Source organism: Chryseobacterium sp. HMWF035 (assembly GCF_003094695.1).
Classification (GTDB): domain Bacteria; phylum Bacteroidota; class Bacteroidia; order Flavobacteriales; family Weeksellaceae; genus Chryseobacterium; species Chryseobacterium gambrini.
Genome location: NZ_QEHP01000010.1, coordinates 1 through 21,121, shown reverse-complemented (window position 1 = coordinate 21,121; position 21,121 = coordinate 1). Strand labels below are relative to the sequence as shown.

Genomic DNA, 21,121 nt, shown 5'->3' with positions numbered 1-21,121 from the left:
ATTTATTAGAACTTAATAATTTAGGATCAATAAATAATTTTGAAGAACTTATTGAGGCTTTTGAATTTGTAATTTCACCATCTACAAAGATTTTAAATGGTGCTGTATATACTCCAAAGTTTATCCGAGATTTTATTGTAGAAAAAACTTTTGAAAAAAAAAACGATAGTGAAATTCCTCTGCTGAAAATTGGAGATATTTCTTGTGGCTGCGGTGGCTTTTTACTAACCGCTGCCGAAAAAATTCATAAGAAAACTAATAAATCTTTTTATGAAATTTTTGAAAATAATATTTTTGGCATTGATATAGAACAACATAGTGTCGAAAGATCTAAAATTTTATTAAGTTTATTAGCAATAGAATATGGAGAAGATTCAGAATATTTTAAATTCAATCTTCATCAAGGAAACTCTTTGGAATTTAATTGGCGTGAAAAAAACCTAAAAATAGGATTATCAAATGGTTTTGACATCATAATAGGAAATCCTCCCTATGTTTGTTCAAGAAACATGGACACTGAAACATTAAAAAAACTAAAAAAAATTGAAGTTGCTAAGACTGGGCATCCGGATTTATACATACCATTTTTTCAAATAGGAATTGAAAATCTAAATTCAAAAGGAATATTAGGATATATTACCGTTAATACTTTTTTAAAAAGTATTAACGGCAGAGCATTAAGAGATTATTTTAAAAATTCAAAAATTGATTTAACGATTATTAACTTTGGGGGTGAACAATTATTTAAAGATAGAAATACTTATACTTGTATTTGTTTTATTTCACTAAATAATCCTATAATAAAATATATCAGAATCGAAAGTCGAAATATTAATAAATTTGAATCAGATTCTTATAAAACATATTTCTATAATGAACTTAACAATTTTAATGGGTGGAATTTAGTTAATGACGAACCGACAGCAAGATTAGTTAGTATTGTTGAAAATGTAGGAGAACCATTTTCAAAAGTTTTTACTACTAGAAATGGAATTGCCACATTAAAAAATAATATTTATAAGTTTACTCCTTTTAGAGAAGATGATCAAAATTATTACTTATTAAAGGATAAAATTGAGTATAAGATTGAAAAAACAATTTGTAGAAATATTGTAAATGCAAATAAAATTAAGAAAATTGCTGATATCAATCTTCTTAATGAAAAAATAATTTTCCCATATGATTTAAACTTAAAAATAATTTCAGAAGATAATTTTGTACTTAATTACCCTAACGCTTATGAATATCTTTCAGACATGAGAGGAATTTTAGCTACAAGAGATAAAAGCAAAGGTAAATATGAAGAATGGTATGCTTACGGAAGAAGACAATCACTAGATATTAATAAGTTTAAATTATTTTTTGCCCATATATCTAAAAAACCAAAATTCATTATTTGTTTAGATAAAGATTTACTTTTTTATAATGGCATAGCTGTAATTTCAGATTCTCAAGAAGAACTTTTATTATTAAAGAAAATCTTTGAATCGGATATCTTTTTTAAGTATATATCAAATGTATCGAAGGATTATTCGTCTGGTTTTATATCTTTTAGTAAAAATTATCTTAAGAATTTTGGAATATGTAATTTGAACGATAGGGAAAAAGAATTTCTTTTAAGGGAAGAAAATAAAGAATTACTAGATGCTTTTTTTAAACAAAAATATCCTATTTAAACTTTATTAGTGATGTTAAAATTAAAAAAAAACATAAAAACCAAATCAACGAAATATTATAAGTTTTCACAAAAATTATTAACGAGCTAAAAAGAAACGAGCGTAAGTCAGCTTAAAGCTCTAGATGAAATTACCTGACAGGAAAGTAAATACTCATGTAATTGAATTACTTAATCACCTTAAAACTTTTTGGCGCTTTAAATCAGTTTGTAGTAAAACTATTTAAAAAATTTACAGTAGTAATCTTGGATATATTACAAACATAAAAAATCCCGGACAACCGGGATTTTAAATTTCATATTCAAACTTACTTTATCTCCACAGGAACCGAGATTTTATCCCAATCCATTGAGAATCCGTTCTTATTTATTTTGTAAACCAGAGTTTCCTGTTTTGCAGGCAGTGCTTTTGTTTTTACGTCTACACGTAAAGCATCTTTTGCCTGTTCGTATTTGTAGGCGCCCCACTGTTTTGCCTCCTTGTTGAAGATGGCAGTCCATGTTCCGCTTTCTTTAGGAATCAAGAAAAAGCTGTATTTTCCGGCAGGAAGTTTTTTACCCTGAACGGTAATATCTTTATCCGTTTCAAAAGTGGTGGCTTCATTGGCTCCCGCACGCCAAACCTGATCATACGGTTCCAAACCTCCCCAAATGGTGCGCCCTTTAACAGAAGGACTGCTGTAAGCGATCGTAATATTGGCATCCTTAATCTTTCCCGTTGCCGTTGCAGGAGGACTTGCCGGTTTTTTGGTGTCCTGAGCAAAAGCGTTTACCGAAAGCGTCATGGCAGCCACAAGAACGGTAGCCGATTTAAAAATTGTTTTCATAATACTATTATTTGTCTGTTTATTTTTATGATTAAAATTGTTTCAACTTAATAAAAAACTTGTCTACACTTTTTTACCGCAGAATATTTTAACACTTTAGTTGTTTAAGTTCACTACTTAAATGGGCAAAAAAGAGCATATAAGTTAAAAAAAAATCAAAGATTTTTTCTCTTTGCAGACTTTTGAAATACTTTAAATAAATCCAATAAAGTCTTTTGTCTCTTTTGTGGTTAAATTTAAAATTAGTTTAAACAAACTTAACGATAACAATCAAGACACAAAGATTTATCTGCAATAAAATTAAGCATCCATCCTTATTGAAAATCTTCGATTTTCTTGCGCCTTAAAGATTTGAGACGAATAAAAATCTTGCGTCTTTTGCGTTTTCCAACAAGTGTTCTAAAGAAAATTTTAACATTAAGAAATCTCTAGATTCAACGAAGTCAATTTAAGTTAGTTAACTTAATTTTTTAAGCTAAAGAGGCTTAATTTCTTAATGGTAAAAATAAATTATACATTTAAACACGCTCTTCTTGTCCGCTTACGAAGTTAATGCTTTCGGCCTATAAAACACCAACCCGATTGCAGAAAATACAATCACCGCCGCTGCGCCGATCACATTAAGCCAAAGGAAGGAAACAATATCGAACTGATAAACGGCAATCACAGCAATTTCAGATAAAATAGCTGCAATAAATACATTCGCCCCGTTGATTTTTTTAAAGTAAAAAGCCACAAGGAAAATCCCCAATATCGGTCCGTAGAAAAGGGAACCCAATACATTCACCGCTTCAATAAGAGAACCCATCTGTGTAGCAAACATGGCTACTCCGATGGAGAAAATTCCCCACGCTAAAGTGTGCAGTCGGCTGTATTTCAGTTCTGTTTTATCATCCGGAATTTCTTTTTTAAAGATCAGATGAACATCTTTTAAGGAACAGGCAGCAAGAGAATTCAGCGCCGCCGAAATAGAACCCCAACTGGCAAGGAAAATAACGGCAAACAGCAACCCGATCATTCCAACAGGCAAGGTATTTTTCACGAAATACAGGAAAATATAATTCGTATCGGTTTTCTCTGCATTAAAGTTTGACTGATTGATGGCTTCTTCTACCCTTCCGTGAAGTGCTTTTACCTGAGACTGCGTATTTTTAAAATCCTGAATTTTTGTTTCAAGCTGTGAAGAATTGTTTTGTTTTAACTGTAAAATTTCCTTCGATTCTGCATTAAATTTTGTCTGCAAATCCTGATGTTCTTTTTCAAAAACCGCTGCCTGTTCGGGTTTTGTTTCCTTTAAATGCTGATAAGAGCGTTCGTTGAAATAAATCGGAGCCGGTTTCAGAGAAAAGAAAGCAAAAAGCATGGCTCCAATTAAAAGAATTGCAAACTGCATCGGGATTTTAACCAATCCGTTCAGCAACAAGCCCATTTTTGCATTGGTATTGTCTTTCGCCGTAATATATCTCCCAACCTGACTCTGGTCTGTCCCGAAATAAGACAATGCCAGAAAAAAACCGCCAATTAATCCGCTCCAGATATTGTATTTATCTTTCCAGTCGAATTCTGTGGTAATGACATTCAGCTTTCCGGATTTTCCCGCCAGATAAAGCGCATCTTTAAAACCGATTCCATTCGGCATATTATCAATAAGTAAATACCCTGCAAAAGCCATCGTTCCCAGAATAATGAGAAACTGTAGTTTTTGGGTATGCGCAATGGCTTTTGCACCGCCAACGTAGGTATAAATTAACAGAATTCCGCCTGTTAAAACATTCGTCAGGTAAATATTCCAGTTTAAAACGCTCGATAAGATGATACTCGGCGCATAAATGCTGATTCCTGTAGACAAACCTCTCGAAAAAAGAAAAAGCAGTGAAGTAAGTACCCTTGTTTTCTTATCAAAACGGTTTTCTAAATATTCGTAAGCCGTGTAAACATTTAACCGCTGAAAAATCGGGATAAACGTAATACAGATCACAATCATCGCCAAAGGCAGCCCAAAGTAATACTGAACGAAACGCATCCCGTCTGTATACGCCTGTCCCGGCGCCGAAAGAAATGTAATGGCACTTGCCTGAGTCGCCATAATTCCGATCAGCACAATATACCATGGCATTTTATTGTCTGCTTTCAGGTAAGATTCGTTGCTTTTCTGTCCACGCCCGATGAATACGCCGTACACAACCACTGCAACCAGTGTACAAATAAGAACTGCCCAATCTATCGTACTCATGCCCAGAATTTAGTAAACCAATAATAAAAAGCGATCTGCAATACCAAAGCGAGCGCCAGTAATATGTACCATGTACTCCAATTTTTAAGTGGCTTGTTCATCAGTTTTTCTGTGCAGATAAAAAGTTTAAAAATAAACGTGCCGCACCTACATTTCCCGCAGGTAACTGCCTGAAAAATGCCAACGGTGTATAAATAAAATTCCCCTTTCCGTATGGGGCATATAAAGTAGATCCCTGCAAATGTTCTTCACCGGTGTCGTGCATTTCAAAAAGCGGTTCATAAGCAGAATCCCACTGATCCGGAAAATACGCGCCGCGTTCCTGTACCCAATCCTTGAAATCATTTTGAGTAATTTTATTCGGAAAGTTTAGTAATTTATGATTCGGATTTAAAAATGTAACCTCTGCATTTTCTTCAGTAACGCGTTTACTTGTGGCAATACGGAAATTGTAGATTCCCAATTGATCGACGGTTGTATCCTGACTGGTGTTGTACTGCATCACCAGATTTCCTCCGTCTTTTACATAAGACCATAAAAAAGGCATCCAGCGACCGAGCTTTTTCTCTGTGTTATTGGCACGAATTCCCAATACTATGGCATCATATTGAGCCAGTTTGTTTTGACTGCCGTTTCCGCTGTAAAAATCTTCGTCTTTCAGAACATCAACCTGAATCCCCGCAATTCTCAGAAATTCAGGAATAAAATCTCCTGCACCTTCTATATATCCTACTTTTTTAACCTTTGCCTGAATGTCACCTTTCATTACGGTTACCGTTGCAGGTGCAAAATATTGTAAAGAAGGCAAATGCGGATACTGAATTAATACTTGTTTCTTATTATAAGTGACTCCATCTGCGACAAAATTAGCCTCCAATTGTAAACGAGACGCATTTATTTTGCTGAGTTTATTTTTGGGAATTACATAATCGATAGTTGTTTCTTTTCCATTGAATGAATTGACATCTGTACCGCCTAATTGTTCTCCGTTGTACATCAGATTAATTTTACCATTGCTGAACGATTTATCTGAATTAACTTTAACATTCAAGCTCAAATGTAAATCTTCATTTTCTTTTGCTAAATAAAGAGGCTGTGTAAATTTCAGTTCCAGAGCAGGAACAATGCGCAAAGGTTCTACCACATCACCTTTTACGGGATCTAATTTTTTGAACGATAAAGGAAGTTTAACCTGAAACTTTTCCGAGCCGATTTTTAAATCCACCCAAATATTCAGTGGTGATTCTGCTTCCGGCAAACCGATTAATGTATCATTTGGAACCGAGAAAGTTGCCGCGTTCGTGGCGGGTTTTGACAACCAGTAAGGTTCCGTAAGTGCTGCATCGGATGGAATCTGAATGTCATGCTGAATGGTATTTAAAGAATCTTTTGAAAGGTTTCTGTTGAAACTTTCAGATTGATTTAGCCATTTTACATTTTCTAAAACAACAGGATTTAAAGCTCTTGAAATAATATTTAATTTGAATTGATAGTGATTTCCGGCAACCGCTTCAGCCTGATTGGTCACTACTTCCCCCATAAATCCGGCGCAGCTTAAAATAATCTGGTCAAGAGATTTAATTTTATCTTTTTTCAGCTCTGCATCTTTCAGCGCCATAATCTTTTTTCGTAAAGCAAGCAAAGCAGGTAAGCTGAGATCCGGATTGTTGAAATTAAAATTTGAAATAATCTGATCCAATGCTTGATCAATATCAGCATTTCCCTGTGAAGTCCATGTTTTAACAATTCCGTCAAAAATTGTCGATTTTGCAGGATCTCCGATAACATGGGAAAAATATTCAGTTTTTATCCCAGCTACAGATTGTGTTCCCGCACCCTGACTTTTATGTAAACTTCTGCTTAATCCTGCAAGTTCGCCATATCCCATTCCGAGTTGTGCATCATATTGTCCAACGGTAATTTTCAGTTGATTTTCAGCGGTCGTATTCACAGAACCAAACCGGAATGTATTCCACAACACACGTTTTGGCTGCCATACATTGACGTATTTTAGCTGATCCGGAAAAACAGTCTTATCACCTGCCAGTTTAAAGGCTTTTTCGGCAACAACAGCAGAAGCCGCATGTTGTCCGTGTCCTGCCGCAGCGGTAGGCGGAAAACGGCAAATAATGACATCCGGACGGAATGTACGGATTACCCAGACAACGTCTGCTGTAATGCTGTCTGCATTCCATTGTTTAAAAGTATCTGTGGTGTTTTTAGAAAACCCGAAATCAATCGCACGGGTAAAAAACTGTTGGGCGCCGTCTAATTTTCTTGCCTCCAAAAGCTCATGCGTTCTGATTAATCCCAGTGCCGCACCTTGCTCTGTCCCCAATAAATTCTGCCCTCCATCGCCTCTGGTTAAAGACAAATAGCCTGTTTCTACATTTTGATCATTAACCAGCCATGAAAGTAATCCTGTATTCTCATCATCGGGATGAGCGGCAAGGTATAACACTTTAGGCAGGTGTTTAAGGGTTTTGAGTTCGCGGTAAATCTCAGATGATTTTGACGGCCGAAGCTGCTGAGCCGGACAAAAAGCCGCATAAAAGACAAGGATAAAAACAAGGGTTACTTTTCTGAACATTTGAATTTGCTTTGCATGGCAAATATAAGTAAATCGTTTTTCTTTCAACCGTAAAAGAAAAAAGCAATCGGTAACTCCAAATATTCTGTTGTATTCTTCGTAAAATCTTTGTGTGAAAACAAAAAAACAATCGAAGCGGGCTCTATTAACTTCGATTGTTTTTTATGTTTAAAATTATATTGTTAGAAGATCTTTTATATCTATAAATAATTTAGAAGGCTTATAGTAAAAGCATATTGCTTACGAAAAAGAATTCCAGAACTCAGATTTACTCCTTAACCCAAATCAAGATATCAAGTAATTTCCAATTTCTGCATTATAAACTATACTTGCTTGTATCCGAAATAACCTCACTAAGGTTTTGCGTATTTCATTCTTTTAAGTAATTGGGTAGTGTGATAGCCGTCGAGAGAGGAACCGGCAACTGTTCCTGCCTTTTCAATATCCAAGATTCCTGTTTCTTCCCAGATTTCTTCAGGGAAATATAAGTCTGTAATTTCGCCGACAATTAAATGCGTACCGTTGCTTTTTACAGAAACAATTTCTTTCAGGATTAACCCGATCTGTATACTCGACTCCTGAACAAAAGGTGCTGAAAAATTATTTTTGTATTCAGCAGTTAGTCCGGAAGCATCAAATTCTGACTGTTCGCGCTTGTATCGTGCTGATGTCTGGTGTGCTTTTTCAAAAATCTCTTTATTCACATGGTTAATGGTATAATAACCTGTCTGTTGTATATTTTCCAGCGTATGTCTCTCAACGGAATCCGGTCGGGAAATAAATCCCATTAAAGGAGGATTCGCGCCGATGTGCATTACAGAATTAAAGACAGCAAGATTGGTTTGCCCATCTTTATTTACGGTTCCAATTAAATTAAGACTTTTAAAGCCACTCAAAGAATTAACGAGTGCCGTTCTTTTCCTTTCTTCTGTTTCGGCTATCTGCTGATTGGTAAAATGAATTAACATTAAGTATTGTGATTTAAATTTTTAATTAAAATGTATTTAAAACAGAATTTAGTTCTGCTGATGTTGAATGATTTTTGGAGAAAATGATGTTACGCTTACAAAACTGTTTGAGAAAGTCTGTCCAATTACATTGTCAATTTTAAAGCATAAATTTTACAGACAATGATTCATTGTCAGAGTGCAGTTCTCTTTTTAAACATCTGAAAAAAGACATTCACAAAAATAACGATCGCTGTAATGATTGCCGCAATATAAACGGTCTGGTTGGCATGCTGATTGGCTACCGCAATAGCAATTAATGCCCAGACTGCCACCAAAGCAAAAGCTCCCATCTTCTGTTTCCAAACCATATATAAGTGAATAATGGCTGCAACGGCAAACATGATCACCGTCCATAAAGTTTCTGAAATTCCAAAACCAGACCATTGGATTTTTTTAAGATAAGCTGCTATATCGGCAATTAAAGCTACAGAAATCCAGCCCGAATAAATATAAAAAGGCAAACGAAGGAAAATTGCTGTTTTAAGATCTTTAGATTCTAAAATACTACGGTTATTTCCTATAATTTTAAGCAGAGATATGAATAAAACCACCATAATTGGAATCGTAAAAAAAGTATATTCGTACAACCACGTAAATATCCAAAGACTGTTTGCAACACAGGAAATGGTAAACCACCAACCGACATTTAAAATAGTTTTTTCTTTAGTACCGGTATTTTTCGTAAATGGTCCGTAATATATAACAAAACCTAAAAGCCCGAGATAAATCAGTCCCCAAATGGAAAAAGCATATCCTGCAGGAGTGAACAGGTTCTGATATCTGGCTGAAATGGTAGCCATCGTTTCATTATTAAAAATTCCGGTGTTGGAAAGATAGTTTACCACAATAGTTGCCACCAAAGCAACTGCATTTAAAATCTGAAATAGCTTTGCCATAATTTACTTTCAGTTAAATTAATCAAATTTACATCAAGCGGAGAAATTCTGCCAACAAAAAAGTATGAATTTTAAACTCTGTGAAGATTTGAGCTGAATCTGTTTTAGCCTAGCTGAACTTTTACGAAAAAAAAAAGAAAAATAACACTCCCAATTTGAAGTTATACATTTTGTTTTATTTTGGGCTTAATTTTTGACATTAGTTCAAAAAGTGTAGTTGCAGTAGACTTTTTATGGTAGATTTAATTAAAATTTAGTTTGAACGTTCTTCGATCAGATTGACATCGTAAGCATCCTATTCATGTATTCAATTCTTGAAAAATTTATCCGGAGCAAAGGCGAAATCTCTTCTGAAAAGATAGAGATCATAACTTCCTGTTTTCAGCCGGTGAACACAAAACGAAACGAAATACTTCTCCAATATGATGAGGTATGCAAATGGTACTACTTCATCAACAAAGGATGCATCCGTCTGTTTACAACCACCAAAGACGGAACAGACAGTTCAAGGTATTTTGCTTTTGAAGGAAATTTTGCGACTGCTTTGCCCAGTTTTATTGACCAGAAACCTGCACAGGAATATCTCCAGACCATAGAAAAATCGGAACTGCTCCGTATTTCGAGGAAAGATTTTTATCATCTCGTAGAAACTTTACCCGAATTTGCCAAAATCTATACCGAAATTCTGGAACTCGGATTCATCATCGCCCAAAAGAGAATTTATGGATTTCAGGGTTTTGATGCCTTAGACAAAGTGAAATGGCTGATCGAATATCAGCCGCAGCTTTTGCTTCGGGTATCGAACAGGATGGTTGCTTCTTATCTGGGAATTTCTCCTTCCACCTTAAGCAGAATAAAATCGAAACTGTAAAAACGTTGACTTAGAGCAACGTTTTTGATTTTTGGGGTGTCTAACTTTGCAGAAACAGAGTTATGAAAATACCATTTTTGCTTTTACTGCTCAGTTCGTGTATCGTTTTCGGACAAAATAAAACTGAAAATACGACGATACATCACTCTGCTGATAAATATATAAAACCTGTGAATAATTTAAACACAGAGGCGGCATTAGAATTGGCAAATCGAATGATGAAAGCCGCATCCACAAAAAACAAAAGCGTTTCTGTTGCTGTATTAGATGCTTCCGGAACTACAATATTACTGCTCCGCGGCAATGGTGTAGGGCCTCATAACACAGAGGCATCAAGGAGAAAAGCATATACAGCATTATCTACGAAAACACCAACGCTGTTATTGCTGAGAAATGCGGAACAAAATCCTGATACAAAAAATCTGAATACGCTTCCGGAACTGCTCTTATTAAGTGGCGGTGTTCCCATTTGGTACAAAGGCGAAATAATCGGCAGTGTAGGCGTATCGGGCGGAGGAAGTCCGGAAAATGATGACTGGATTGCCCGATCTGCCTCTATTCCTGAAACAGGAATTACAACATCGAAGTAATTTAAAATTTAAAAATATCAAGAAAAATGAAATCATTAATTTTTAGCGTTCTTTTCGCTCTTTTGTCGATAGGAACTTCTGCACAGAAAAATAATTTTCAGCTATCCACTCACATTCTGGATGTTTCAAAAGGAATTCCTGCTCCGGGAGTTAAAATTAAACTGGAAAAATACAATGAGCAATCGAAAACATGGTCTTTTGTGGATGAAAAGAGTACAGATACAAACGGCAGAATTCCTGATTTTCTTCCGGCAGAAAAAGAAAATCTGGGCATTTTCAAATTAACCTACTACACGAAAGATTATTTCAAAAAAGACAATACCGAAAGCTTTTACCCTTTTGTTGAGGTCGTGTTTGAAATTAAGGATAAAAATCATTATCATGTTCCCATCACGCTTTCTCCTTATGGATATTCCACGTACAGAGGCAGTTAAAAACCGAAAGAGTAACGTGAGCTGGTGTAAAGAATTGATAATTTGATTGATAATTAATTGAACCTTATTAATTGTGTTTTGAAAATCAAGATCAGCTTCAGCAGAAATTTAGCATATGTTTTTGGCTAAAGCAAATTTTTCATCATAATTATTAAAATGGTCTAAAGTTCATTCCTATTGATACTTTTTACTGATACCACATCGGATTCATGTTAAAAAACAATCCCAGCGCTGAATAAAACCAAAAATGAGGCTGTCCAAACTTTTTAGGACAGCCTCATTTTTGTTGATTTTGTTCGTACACAATACAGAATGCCGATTCAAATACACAGTTCTCAAGAGACATTTCTGATTTTCAAAAGAACCTCTTAGACGATTTTACTTTTAAATTTAATGTGGATTAATACCGGACACCGCGGCTCTTCTCAAACCCCATGCAAAAGCATTAAGTTCCAGTATAGAGTTGAAAACGTATTGTGCTTGTGTTGATTGATTGGGAAACTGACCATATCTTTTGGATACAGGCATATTGCTATCATACAGAGAAGGATAATCTGTTAAACTTAAAGAATTATTACTTGCGCCAACAGAATCGCCGAAATAAACAAAATTTTTCGTTTTATTGTACCACACAGTCGAATAACTCGGATTAACCATATTTTTTGAAAACTGGTTGTTGGCCGTTGCAATTTGTACTGAATTGGCTGGAAGTTTAGTTAAAATAACCGTTCCGGTGGAGCTGTTGTCTTCACCCCAATATTGTGCAGCAGCATTTCCAAATGGGCCATTTATGATTGGATCATTTGGAAGATTAGATATGGGATAAACATTGTCATCCACAGATCCACTACCCGCAACCTGCGACTGTGCGTAAGTTTCTCCGAAAATACCATTCATGAGATTATTAACATCTCCATCCCTACCGTCGTTGCTGCCGAAAATGAGCACACCTCCGGCATTCACATAATTGCTCAAAGCGGTTTCCATAGCACTGTTTGCAGTAAAACCATATGAAAAATAAAGAACTACATCCGGTTTTGTTGCCGCATTCAAATTAGTAACAGCAGAATTCGCATTCGTGGAAACCCAAATATTGCTCAGTCCTGAAATCTTAACCACTCCATTTAGCCCGAAATTACCTGAATTGAAAGACGCTGTTCTGGGATTATTAGGATGGAAGGTATACACGTTATCCAGTCCGATTACCGCATAAGTCATGGATGGAAGAATTACGGGAATATTGACATCACAGTCGGTATTTCCGTATCCCGTATTCCCGGAAACCTTCACCTGAAAATCTTCATTAATACTTGGGGTTCCGCTGCCAACAAGTGTTATTTGCTGAGGTCCGGTTGTATTAAAGTTTCCGGAAGCAGAAAAACTTATACCATTCTTTTTTAATGTTTTAATCTCAAAATATCCTGTTGTAGTAACATTAACATTCATTGTGATTGTATTACCTGCGACCAAAGCAACACCTTTCTGGTATGTTCCATTAGCTTTTGCGCTTGAGCAAATCATAGAATATTCAGCGATAGACTGTTGCACAGAGACATTTGCCGTACAAATCTGCGGCTGTATTCCGGCTCCAGATAGTTTTATGGTAAAAGTATCCATTTGAGAGTTCAGTGGTGTTCCTTGAGCCATTAATTTAACAGAATGAATTCCTGTGTTTAAAAAAACACCAATTGCAATAAAAGAATATCCATTATTAGTATCTGTAGACGCACTGATAATGTAGTTGCCCGCTTTGGTAACATTGATATTATTGATGTTTATATAATTACTTTCATTGGCGGGTACATTTGCGACATAAGAACCCGTTACAGAAACGCTGGTACAGTCAAGCGTATAGGCAGCATCAGAATAGCCTCCACAACTACTCTTCCAACTGTTTTCTGTTGAGTTCCAAAAATTATAACAATTTTCCGTGGTGTTGAATATGGTAAGTCCATTATCCGAACTTTGTAGTCTTATATTTTGTTTAGTATCGGGATCGGAATACGTTAAACGGTTTCGCTCCTGCTCTGTTAGTCTTGGAATGATAATTCCCTTTATTTTGTTTTCGTTATCCGGATCTGTGCTTGTCATTTTTTCTGAAATATGCAAAGCACTATTAGAATTTGGCTGAATGGTATTAATACCTACTTGAGCATTTTTTACAACAAATACAAAAAAGCAAATAAAAAATAGTATTTTAATTCTCATAGTTATTTATTTTTGTTTTAAGTAGCGCCATAAATCAAAAAAAATGCCAAATAATCAATTAAACTAAAAACAATGAACTTCGGAAATGCCTGAATTCATTATAAATTCATATTTTCCTCATTGAAGAATAAATTATAACTGACTGAAATATAAAATTTTAAATATTTTAAAATTGAAAAAGCGAGACAAAATTGTCTCGCTTCGGAAGATTCTACAAATCAGCTCTAGTAAGATCACCGATTTGAATTTAGAAAGGGTTAATATAATTGATCATCTTCCTAATAAGTATTAATACCAGAAACTGCTGCTTGTTCTAATCCCCACGAAATAGCATTCAACTCTAATATAGAATTATAAATATATTGTGCCTGAGTATTTTGGTTTGGCCATTGCCCATATCTTTTGGTTACAGGCGATGCATTAATGTAAAGCGCAGGATAAGAACTGTCACTTGTATCTGTACTGGATGCACCTACAGAATCCCCGAAAAAGACAAAGTTTTTAGATTTATTATACCATACCGTAGAATATACGGGATTTACTGTATATTTTGAAAACTGGTTAGTGGCGGTAGCAATCTGTACTGAGTTAGGAGGTAATGAGGTCACGATAACTGTACCTGTAGAAGCATTGTCCTCTCCCCAATACCTGCCTGCAGCATTACCAAATGGACCATTAATGATGGGGTCATCTGAAAGATTACTTACCGGATACACGTTATCATCTATCGAACCATTTCCCGCGATCTGTGCCTGGGCATTGCCCTGTCCAAAAATTCCATTAAGCAGTGCATTCGCCTCATCTGGATATCCATCACGCGATCCAAAAATAAGAACACCTCCCGCGTTTACATAATTACTAAGAGCTGTGACCAATGCAGGAGTGGGAATAATCCCATATGAATAGTACATTAATATATCAGGTTTGTTTGTCCCGGCTAGATTGGTTACTGCTGTAGCAGGATCATTAGTATTCCATGCATTGCTTAATGACATAATACGCACTTTACCGGATGGACCAAAATTACTGTTGTTAAAGGCTTGCGCACGAATACTATTAGGATGCCAAGAGTAATCATTATTTGCTCCGATAACAGCATATTTCATCGCAGGCAATGTTATAGGAATGTTGGTACTACAGGTAGTATTGTCTACAACAGCATTCGAACTTATTGTTATCGGAAAATCACTATTTACAGTGGGTGTTCCAACCCCATTCAAAATAATTGACTGATTTCCTACAGCAGAGAAAATACCAGAATCATAGAAATGAATGCCATTGATGGATTCTGTTGTTATATTGTAGGAACCTGTTTCTGTCACTTTTACATTGAGAACAATTGTATTGCCGGAAGTTAATGCCACCCCTTTTAAGTAAACCCCATTTACTGTAACAGAATTACAATTTAAAGTAAATTTCGCAGTTTTTGCTTGTACTGAAACAGAAAACTGGCAATCATTCTGAATAGAATTACTGGAAGATTTTACAGTAAATGCATCTGTCCCAGCCGCAGATGGCGTCCCCTGTGCAAATAATTTTACCGTTTGTATTCCTAGAGACGTAAATACGCCTTGCGCCGCAAAGGAATAACCGTTATTAGTTGAGGAAGTGGCTTTGATAAAATAATTTCCAGTTTTTATAACGTTTACATTTTTCAGAATAACGTAATTGGATTCATCAACCTGCACTCCTTTTACATAATTTCCATTGGTTTCAATATTGGTACAATCAACTGAAAAATCAGCATTTCCGATATCTCCGCAGATACTTTTCCATTCAAGGCTTGTATTGTTCCAAAAATTGTAACAGTTTTCAGTAGTGTTGAAGATCATTAAGCTATTATCCGAACTATTTAACCTAATGGTGTTATTGCCCGGTGCATCAGAATAGGTGAGTCGATCTCTTTCGGTTTTTGTCAGTCTGGGAATAATAATCCCTTTAATTCTGTTATTTGCATCAGGATCGGTACTTTTCATACGTTCCGATATATGCAATGCCGCATTGAGATTCGGCTCTTCTGTGTTAATGCCTACTTGGGAAAATAAATGATTGCTCAAAAAGGAGAGCAGGAGAAGCAAGTATTTAGATACTTTCATTTTTTGATTTTTAGTTGTTAATTTTTTAATATTTTTTTTCTTCGTTTTTTTTAAATAATCTGTCATTAATCAAACATTTATAGCGAATAACAGGCGATCAAAAAGTTTTGGAACAAAATTGGCTGTTGTAAGCTTGTTGATAATTTACTTTTAAATCAATGGTATTATTATTAATTTTGCAATTCGTATCTTATCAACCAGGATAAGGTCATTTTCAGAATTATCTGTTTATATATATTAGCTTAAATCTGGTTGGATTATTATTTGTTTTTTGTATTCTGCAAAGATTGAAATACCTGAAATCATATGAAATATTAGCTGCAATCAAAAACAATATCTGTTTTAAATTAAACTAAACAACTATATAACAAATACTTAACTAAAATAAATATTGAAAATGTTTGATTTTTATACTTTTCCTGATTTGAAAAAAGAGGATAGTGAAGAATTAATGACAATTGAGTCACTGAAAAAACAAATGATCAGAAGTTATCTTAAACTTATGATGTCTATTCTGTTTTTTTACAGTGTGGTATTTTTGATAGGAGGATTGGATCAGTTTATCATCGGATATACCGTTGTAGGTTCTTTAGCAGTTGCAGGTCTTGTCTATGTGACCAGAGAAGTTTCCTCTCAAAAAATTCTTCGATTCGTACAATTATATTTATTTATAGCTCCCCTGTACAATCTTTATTTTTTCATTATCCTGTTTAGAATATCCGTAGGAAACCTGATTTGGTTTTTGCCGATGTCATTGGGAGCATTCATCCTGTTTTCGAGAAAGATGGCAATTATCTATGCTGCTTATTCAGTACTATTAATTGCTGCTGCTATCACAGTTTTATCTTTTTATGGGGATTACTTTAATCAGGTGAGTTTTGATTTCAGAAATTTTATCAGCTTTACAGAAATCACAGCTTTCCTTTTCAATGGATTGATTATAATGATGCTGATTAAATACAAGGACAAAATAAATGTCTTAAGAAACAAACAGCTTTCAGTAAAACCATTTGCACAACCGGACAAAAAATCTGTAGATCTTATCATTAAGGAAAATGAAGATGACTATCTCGCTTTTTTTGAGAAACTGGATGAAAAGGTGAAAGGCGAGAAACAATTTAAAGATTCCAATCTCAACATCTCTAAAATATGTATTGATCTTAACAGTAATGCGACCTACATCTCAAGAGCAATTAGAGCAAAAGGCTATACAAACTTCAGTGCCTACATCAATACATTACGCGTAAATCACGTAAAAATTCTTCTTCAGGAACAGGATCTCACAAAAGTTACACTGTTTTCTATTTATACAGAAGCGGGATTTTCAAATCAGCCTACCTTTAACCGGGTTTTTAAGCAGATTGAAGGCGTTACGCCAAGTGATTATATAAAGAATCTTTAATAACGATTATATTTTCTCTGCAATCTGTAATAGTGAATATAAACAATCTCATGATCAGAAACCCTTTTTGAAATAGACGATAATAAAACTACTTTATCAGAATTTTTTTAAATATCGAATCATTCACTTTAATTGAATTTCCTTCTGTTGCTATATACTAAAGATTGCTCATTTTGAAATTCTAAGATTAATTGATTTATTTTTCACTTCATTTATAAGCCTTAACCATAAAAAATCACGTCACTTATTTAAAGCAACGTGATGTAAGTCTATCATTTAAATTATATTCTTTATCAGATAATTAAACACCTATAATGGATTACATCAACCTGTCAAAATGAATCGGAAGATCATAAATTCTCTTTCCGGTTGCATGGAAAATTGCGTTTGTAATGGCAGGAGGCATTCCTACTCCACCGATTTCGCCTACCCCTTTTACGCCCAAATCATTTACAAATGAATCATTTTCTTCCACAAATACCACTTCCAGATCGTGAATATCTGCATGGACAGGAATATGATATTCACCCAAATTGGCATTCATATATTTTCCCAACTCATGATCGAGTATGGTTTCTTCGTGCAAAGCTTTGCTGATTCCCCAGATCATGCCTCCCAAAACCTGACTTTCTGCTGTTTTAGGATTGATAATTTTCCCTGCTGCAACGGCTGTAACCGCTCTTTTTACTTCAATAATTCCCAACTCTTCATCTACTTCTACCTCAACGAAAACCGCACTGTGAACGGCTCTGGCTTTTTTTCCGTACTTTAATGGGTTGGGCATTGCAGAATTTGTGGTTCGAATTGCTTCTCCGCCATTTTTTTTGAAAATTTCTTTGATATCCAACTGTATTTCAGGCTGATCTTTTACGGTGATAAAACCATTTTTGAATATAACATCTTTGAAATTTACATTTTTTAAGACGGAATCTTTCAAATCTTTAGCTCTTTCGAAAAGTTTTTTGTTTAAAGCCTGACAGGCATTCTGTACCGCAGATCCCACTGTTGCCGTAGTAAACGACCCTCCCTGAATCGGAGCAAACGGCATCTTACTGTCTGCATACGAAAACGTAATATCTTCCATGGAAAGTCCCAGTTCATCTGCCGCAATCTGCGTCATGATCGTCTTCGTTCCGGTTCCGATGTCGGTAACGGCACTTTTTATTTCAACTTTTCCATCCGGTGTCATAATCGCTTCTGCTCGTCCCAAAATCCGATTGGCATCCCAAATTCCGGTAGCCATTCCATAGCCGACCAGCTTATTTCCGCGCTTCATGCTTCGGGGTTTAGGATTTCTCTTATTCCAGCCAAACTTTTCCGCTCCTTCCAGATAACATTTTCTAAGTTCCTTGCTCGAATATTCCTTATCACTGCTTTTATCAATTTCCGAATAATTGATAAGCCTTAATTCCAGCGGATCTATATTTAATTTATAGGCAATTTCATCCATTGTTACTTCCACAGCGTGCATTCCGGTACTTCCGCCGGGTGCTCTCATATCAAGCGGGCTGTAAACGTCTAACGGAACAATTTCATGTTCCAGCAATGTATTTTCTGCGGGGTACAGCATATTGGCCCAGTTCACCACAATTTCCACATAATCTTCAAACCGCGAAGTTTCCCCGATTGCTTTGTGATAAGTGGCATTGACTTTACCTTCTTTATCCGCACCGAATTTTGTATGCTGCAACGTCGGAGGTCTGTGTCCGATCATGTACATCTGGGCGCGATCCAAGGTAACGCGAACATTACGTTTTAAAGCCAGCGAAGCCATTACCGCCATAAAAAGCTGCTGCTGCGGACGAAGCCCCGAACCAAAACCACCGCCTACAAACGGTGAGATGACCTGTACATTTTTCATTTTAAGCCCGAAAACATTCGCAACATACATTTGGGAATTAATCGTTCCCTGTGTTTTATCGTAAATAGTGAGTTTATCTTTTCCTTCGTAGATCACGGTGGAAGCATACATTTCCATAGGATTGTGATGCTCGGTTCCATGACTGAAATAGCTGTCGGTTTTTACAAACGAATTTTCATATTCTTTTTCAAAATTACCGGTAGGTTTTGGCGGAGGCGGTTTCAGCAGCGAAGCCAGTCCTTTTTTAGGATCTCTGGCTTTTTCAAGATTTTTCTTCAGATCCGTTTCAAAATTTTCTTCTTCTTCATAAACCACTTTTATTTTTGCTGCCGCATAACGTGCCATTTCAAATGTTTCTGCAACAACCAAAGCAATCGGTTGTCCGTTATATCGGATTATATTATCTTTAAGAGGTTTAAAAACAGTTCCGGGAGGTGCATCCATATCGGCATACTGAAAATCAAACCAGGCAGTTGAAGGTTTATTTTCATGGGTGAAGACCTCAATAACTCCTTCTAATTTTTTTATTTCTGATGTATCGATGGTCTTGATTTTACCTTTTGTAATCGAACTGTTCACAATGTACCCATACAATAAGTCCGGAGCATCATATTCTGCTGCATATTTTGCACTTCCTGTTACTTTCAGATGACCTTCCAGACGATTTATTGATTGTCCGACAGACGGTGTATTTTTCATAAAATTTTCTTTAGCATTCATAATAATTTATAAAGAAGGTTTTGCACCCGGTCTCTGAGACGCCGGATCAAGAGCCATCATACAGTTTCTGACGATTGCTTTTTTAGCGAGATTAATTTTAAAACTGTTATGCTCAAAACCTACGGCTCCTTCCAAAATAATGTCAGCCGCAGCCGCAAAGTTTTCCGAATTTGCTGCTTTATCTACTAAAAAATCTTCAGCTTCTTTTACACGCCACGGTTTGTGCGAAACACCTCCCAAAGCAATTCTTGCTTCTTTAATTATTCTGTTTTCCAGTTCCAGACCAGTAGCAACGGAAACTAATGCAAACGAATAAGAACTTCGGTCTCTTAATTTCAGATAAGAATAATTTTTTGAAAATCCTTTTTCGGGCAGTTCAATTCCTGTGATGACCTCTCCTTTTTTCAGGTTATTATCAATCTCCGGAGTATCTTCCGGAAGTCTGTGAAAATCTGAAAATTTCAATGTCCGATCTCCATCCGTTCCCGATATATGAACAACTGCCTCCAAAGCTGCAAGAGCAACACACATATCCGAAGGAAAAACGGCAATACAGTTTTCGCTGTGTCCTAAAATTGCGTGAATTCGGTTGTATCCTTTCATCGCAGAACATCCGGAACCTGGAACTCTTTTATTGCAGGGAGTATTAATGTCGTAAAAATAATAACATCGGGTTCGCTGTAATAAATTTCCGCCATTGGTCGCCATATTTCTGATCTGTGCCGAAGCTCCCGCCAAAATAGCTTTAGAAAGAAGCGGATATTTTTCTTCAATAATTGGATGATACGCTGTATCTGCATTTGTCATTAAAGCACCGATACGAATTCCTCCATTATCAGATCCAGTAACATCAACTATTCCATCAATCGGATTAATATCGATTAAAGTGTCTGCCTCGGTAACAAAATATTTCATCAGATCGATGATATTAGTACCTCCGGCAATGATTTTATTTTCTTCATTTGCATAAGTCAATGAAACTGCTTCATCAACGCTATTGGCTTTTCTGTAGGAAAAATTATTCATAAAGACCTTGTTTTACTGCCATTACAGCGTTAATAATTCCTTTGTTGGCTCCGCATCGGCAAAGATTTCCGCTCATGAGATCCTGAACTTCTTCACGGCTATTCGCTTTGTTTTCATTCAGTAGTCCTATGGCGCTGCAGATCTGTCCCGGAGTGCAGTATCCGCATTGAAAAGCATCGTGATCGATAAAAGCTTTTTGAACGGGATGCAGGTTTTCACCATCAGCAATCCCTTCTATGGTTGTAATTTCAGCATCATTTTTCATAACGCAGAGACTGAGGCAGCTCAAAACTCTTTTGCCGTCAATCAGAACCGTACATGCGCCGCACTGCCCATGATCACAGCCTTTTTTTGTACCGGTAAAATGCAGATTTTCTCGAAGAGCATCAAGAAGTGATACCCATGGAAGTACATCCAGATGGTGTTCCTTTCCATTTATTTTTAATGTAACAGATTGTTTTCCAGTGTTCGCCATAAATCGGTAGTTTGGTTATGGGTAGTGATACAAAAAAAGAACCGTTATTATTGAAAATATACGTTCCGTGGTATATTAAAGCCTGAAATTGATTTAAATATATTCAATCTAAATAGTCATTCCTTAAAAAGCTAATTTTTCATTTTGAAAATTATACTTGCCTAAAAAGATTTTGAAAACAAGTTCAAACCAAAGGATCAATTGTTT

Annotated in this window: 15 protein-coding genes; 5 read left to right on the top strand and 10 right to left on the bottom strand. The window is 35.8% G+C overall.

Annotation, left to right across the window (positions count from 1 at the left end):
- The coding region (locus tag DD829_RS01560; RefSeq protein WP_116547460.1) for a class I SAM-dependent DNA methyltransferase at positions 1-1,676 on the top strand (1,676 nt) is incomplete at its 5' end.
- Positions 1,677-1,983: 307 nt separating this feature from the next.
- On the opposite strand, the gene DD829_RS01555 is transcribed toward DD829_RS01560, so the two are convergent.
- The 5 genes from DD829_RS01555 to DD829_RS01535 all read right to left on the bottom strand — a co-directional run bounded on the left by DD829_RS01555 (position 1,984) and on the right by DD829_RS01535 (position 9,231).
- Positions 1,984-2,502, bottom strand: coding sequence for a DUF2911 domain-containing protein (locus DD829_RS01555; protein ID WP_076396204.1), 519 nt, complete (start codon positions 2,500-2,502; stop codon positions 1,984-1,986).
- A gap of 541 nt (positions 2,503-3,043) precedes the next feature.
- Positions 3,044-4,735, bottom strand: coding sequence for a sodium:solute symporter family transporter (locus DD829_RS01550; RefSeq protein WP_108409934.1), 1,692 nt, complete (start codon positions 4,733-4,735; stop codon positions 3,044-3,046).
- 100 nt (positions 4,736-4,835) lie between these two features.
- Positions 4,836-7,325, bottom strand: coding sequence for a PIG-L family deacetylase (locus DD829_RS01545; RefSeq protein WP_108409935.1), 2,490 nt, complete (start codon positions 7,323-7,325; stop codon positions 4,836-4,838).
- A 353-nt stretch (positions 7,326-7,678) separates the two neighbouring features.
- The gene (locus DD829_RS01540) at positions 7,679-8,293 is read right to left on the bottom strand and encodes a flavin reductase family protein (protein WP_108409936.1); all 615 of its coding nucleotides are present in this window, start codon (positions 8,291-8,293) and stop codon (positions 7,679-7,681) included.
- 173 nt (positions 8,294-8,466) lie between these two features.
- Positions 8,467-9,231 (bottom strand): hypothetical protein, encoded by a 765-nt coding sequence (locus tag DD829_RS01535; protein WP_108409937.1) that lies wholly within the window; start codon positions 9,229-9,231, stop codon positions 8,467-8,469.
- A gap of 301 nt (positions 9,232-9,532) precedes the next feature.
- Between DD829_RS01535 and DD829_RS01530 the strand changes: the two genes are divergently transcribed.
- The 3 genes from DD829_RS01530 to uraH all read left to right on the top strand — a co-directional run bounded on the left by DD829_RS01530 (position 9,533) and on the right by uraH (position 11,126).
- Positions 9,533-10,102: a Crp/Fnr family transcriptional regulator gene (locus DD829_RS01530; protein ID WP_108409938.1), complete on the top strand. Its 570-nt coding sequence runs from the start codon at positions 9,533-9,535 to the stop codon at positions 10,100-10,102.
- A 62-nt stretch (positions 10,103-10,164) separates the two neighbouring features.
- Positions 10,165-10,692, top strand: coding sequence for a heme-binding protein (locus tag DD829_RS01525; protein ID WP_108409939.1), 528 nt, complete (start codon positions 10,165-10,167; stop codon positions 10,690-10,692).
- A gap of 26 nt (positions 10,693-10,718) precedes the next feature.
- Positions 10,719-11,126 (top strand): hydroxyisourate hydrolase, encoded by a 408-nt coding sequence (gene uraH / locus DD829_RS01520; RefSeq protein WP_087706165.1) that lies wholly within the window; start codon positions 10,719-10,721, stop codon positions 11,124-11,126.
- A 390-nt stretch (positions 11,127-11,516) separates the two neighbouring features.
- On the opposite strand, the gene DD829_RS01515 is transcribed toward uraH, so the two are convergent.
- Positions 11,517-13,334: a hypothetical protein gene (locus DD829_RS01515; RefSeq protein ID WP_108409940.1), complete on the bottom strand. Its 1,818-nt coding sequence runs from the start codon at positions 13,332-13,334 to the stop codon at positions 11,517-11,519.
- Positions 13,335-13,612: 278 nt separating this feature from the next.
- The gene (locus DD829_RS01510; RefSeq protein ID WP_123906779.1) at positions 13,613-15,310 is read right to left on the bottom strand and encodes a hypothetical protein; all 1,698 of its coding nucleotides are present in this window, start codon (positions 15,308-15,310) and stop codon (positions 13,613-13,615) included.
- A gap of 517 nt (positions 15,311-15,827) precedes the next feature.
- Between DD829_RS01510 and DD829_RS01505 the strand changes: the two genes are divergently transcribed.
- A complete protein-coding gene (locus DD829_RS01505) occupies positions 15,828-16,832 on the top strand; it encodes a helix-turn-helix domain-containing protein (protein WP_108409942.1) in 1,005 nt (334 codons plus the stop codon).
- A gap of 319 nt (positions 16,833-17,151) precedes the next feature.
- On the opposite strand, the gene DD829_RS01500 is transcribed toward DD829_RS01505, so the two are convergent.
- The 3 genes from DD829_RS01500 to DD829_RS01490 are packed head-to-tail and all read right to left on the bottom strand — an operon-like array spanning position 17,152 to position 20,914.
- Complete coding sequence (locus DD829_RS01500) at positions 17,152-19,392, bottom strand: xanthine dehydrogenase family protein molybdopterin-binding subunit (protein WP_108409804.1); 2,241 nt, start codon at positions 19,390-19,392, stop codon at positions 17,152-17,154.
- Positions 19,393-19,419: 27 nt separating this feature from the next.
- Positions 19,420-20,439 (bottom strand): FAD binding domain-containing protein, encoded by a 1,020-nt coding sequence (locus DD829_RS01495; protein WP_108409802.1) that lies wholly within the window; start codon positions 20,437-20,439, stop codon positions 19,420-19,422.
- Positions 20,432-20,914, bottom strand: a complete 483-nt coding sequence (locus DD829_RS01490) for a (2Fe-2S)-binding protein (RefSeq protein WP_108409803.1) — start codon at positions 20,912-20,914, stop codon at positions 20,432-20,434. The genes DD829_RS01495 and DD829_RS01490 overlap by 8 nt, the downstream gene beginning before the upstream one ends.
- Positions 20,915-21,121 lie beyond the last annotated feature (207 nt).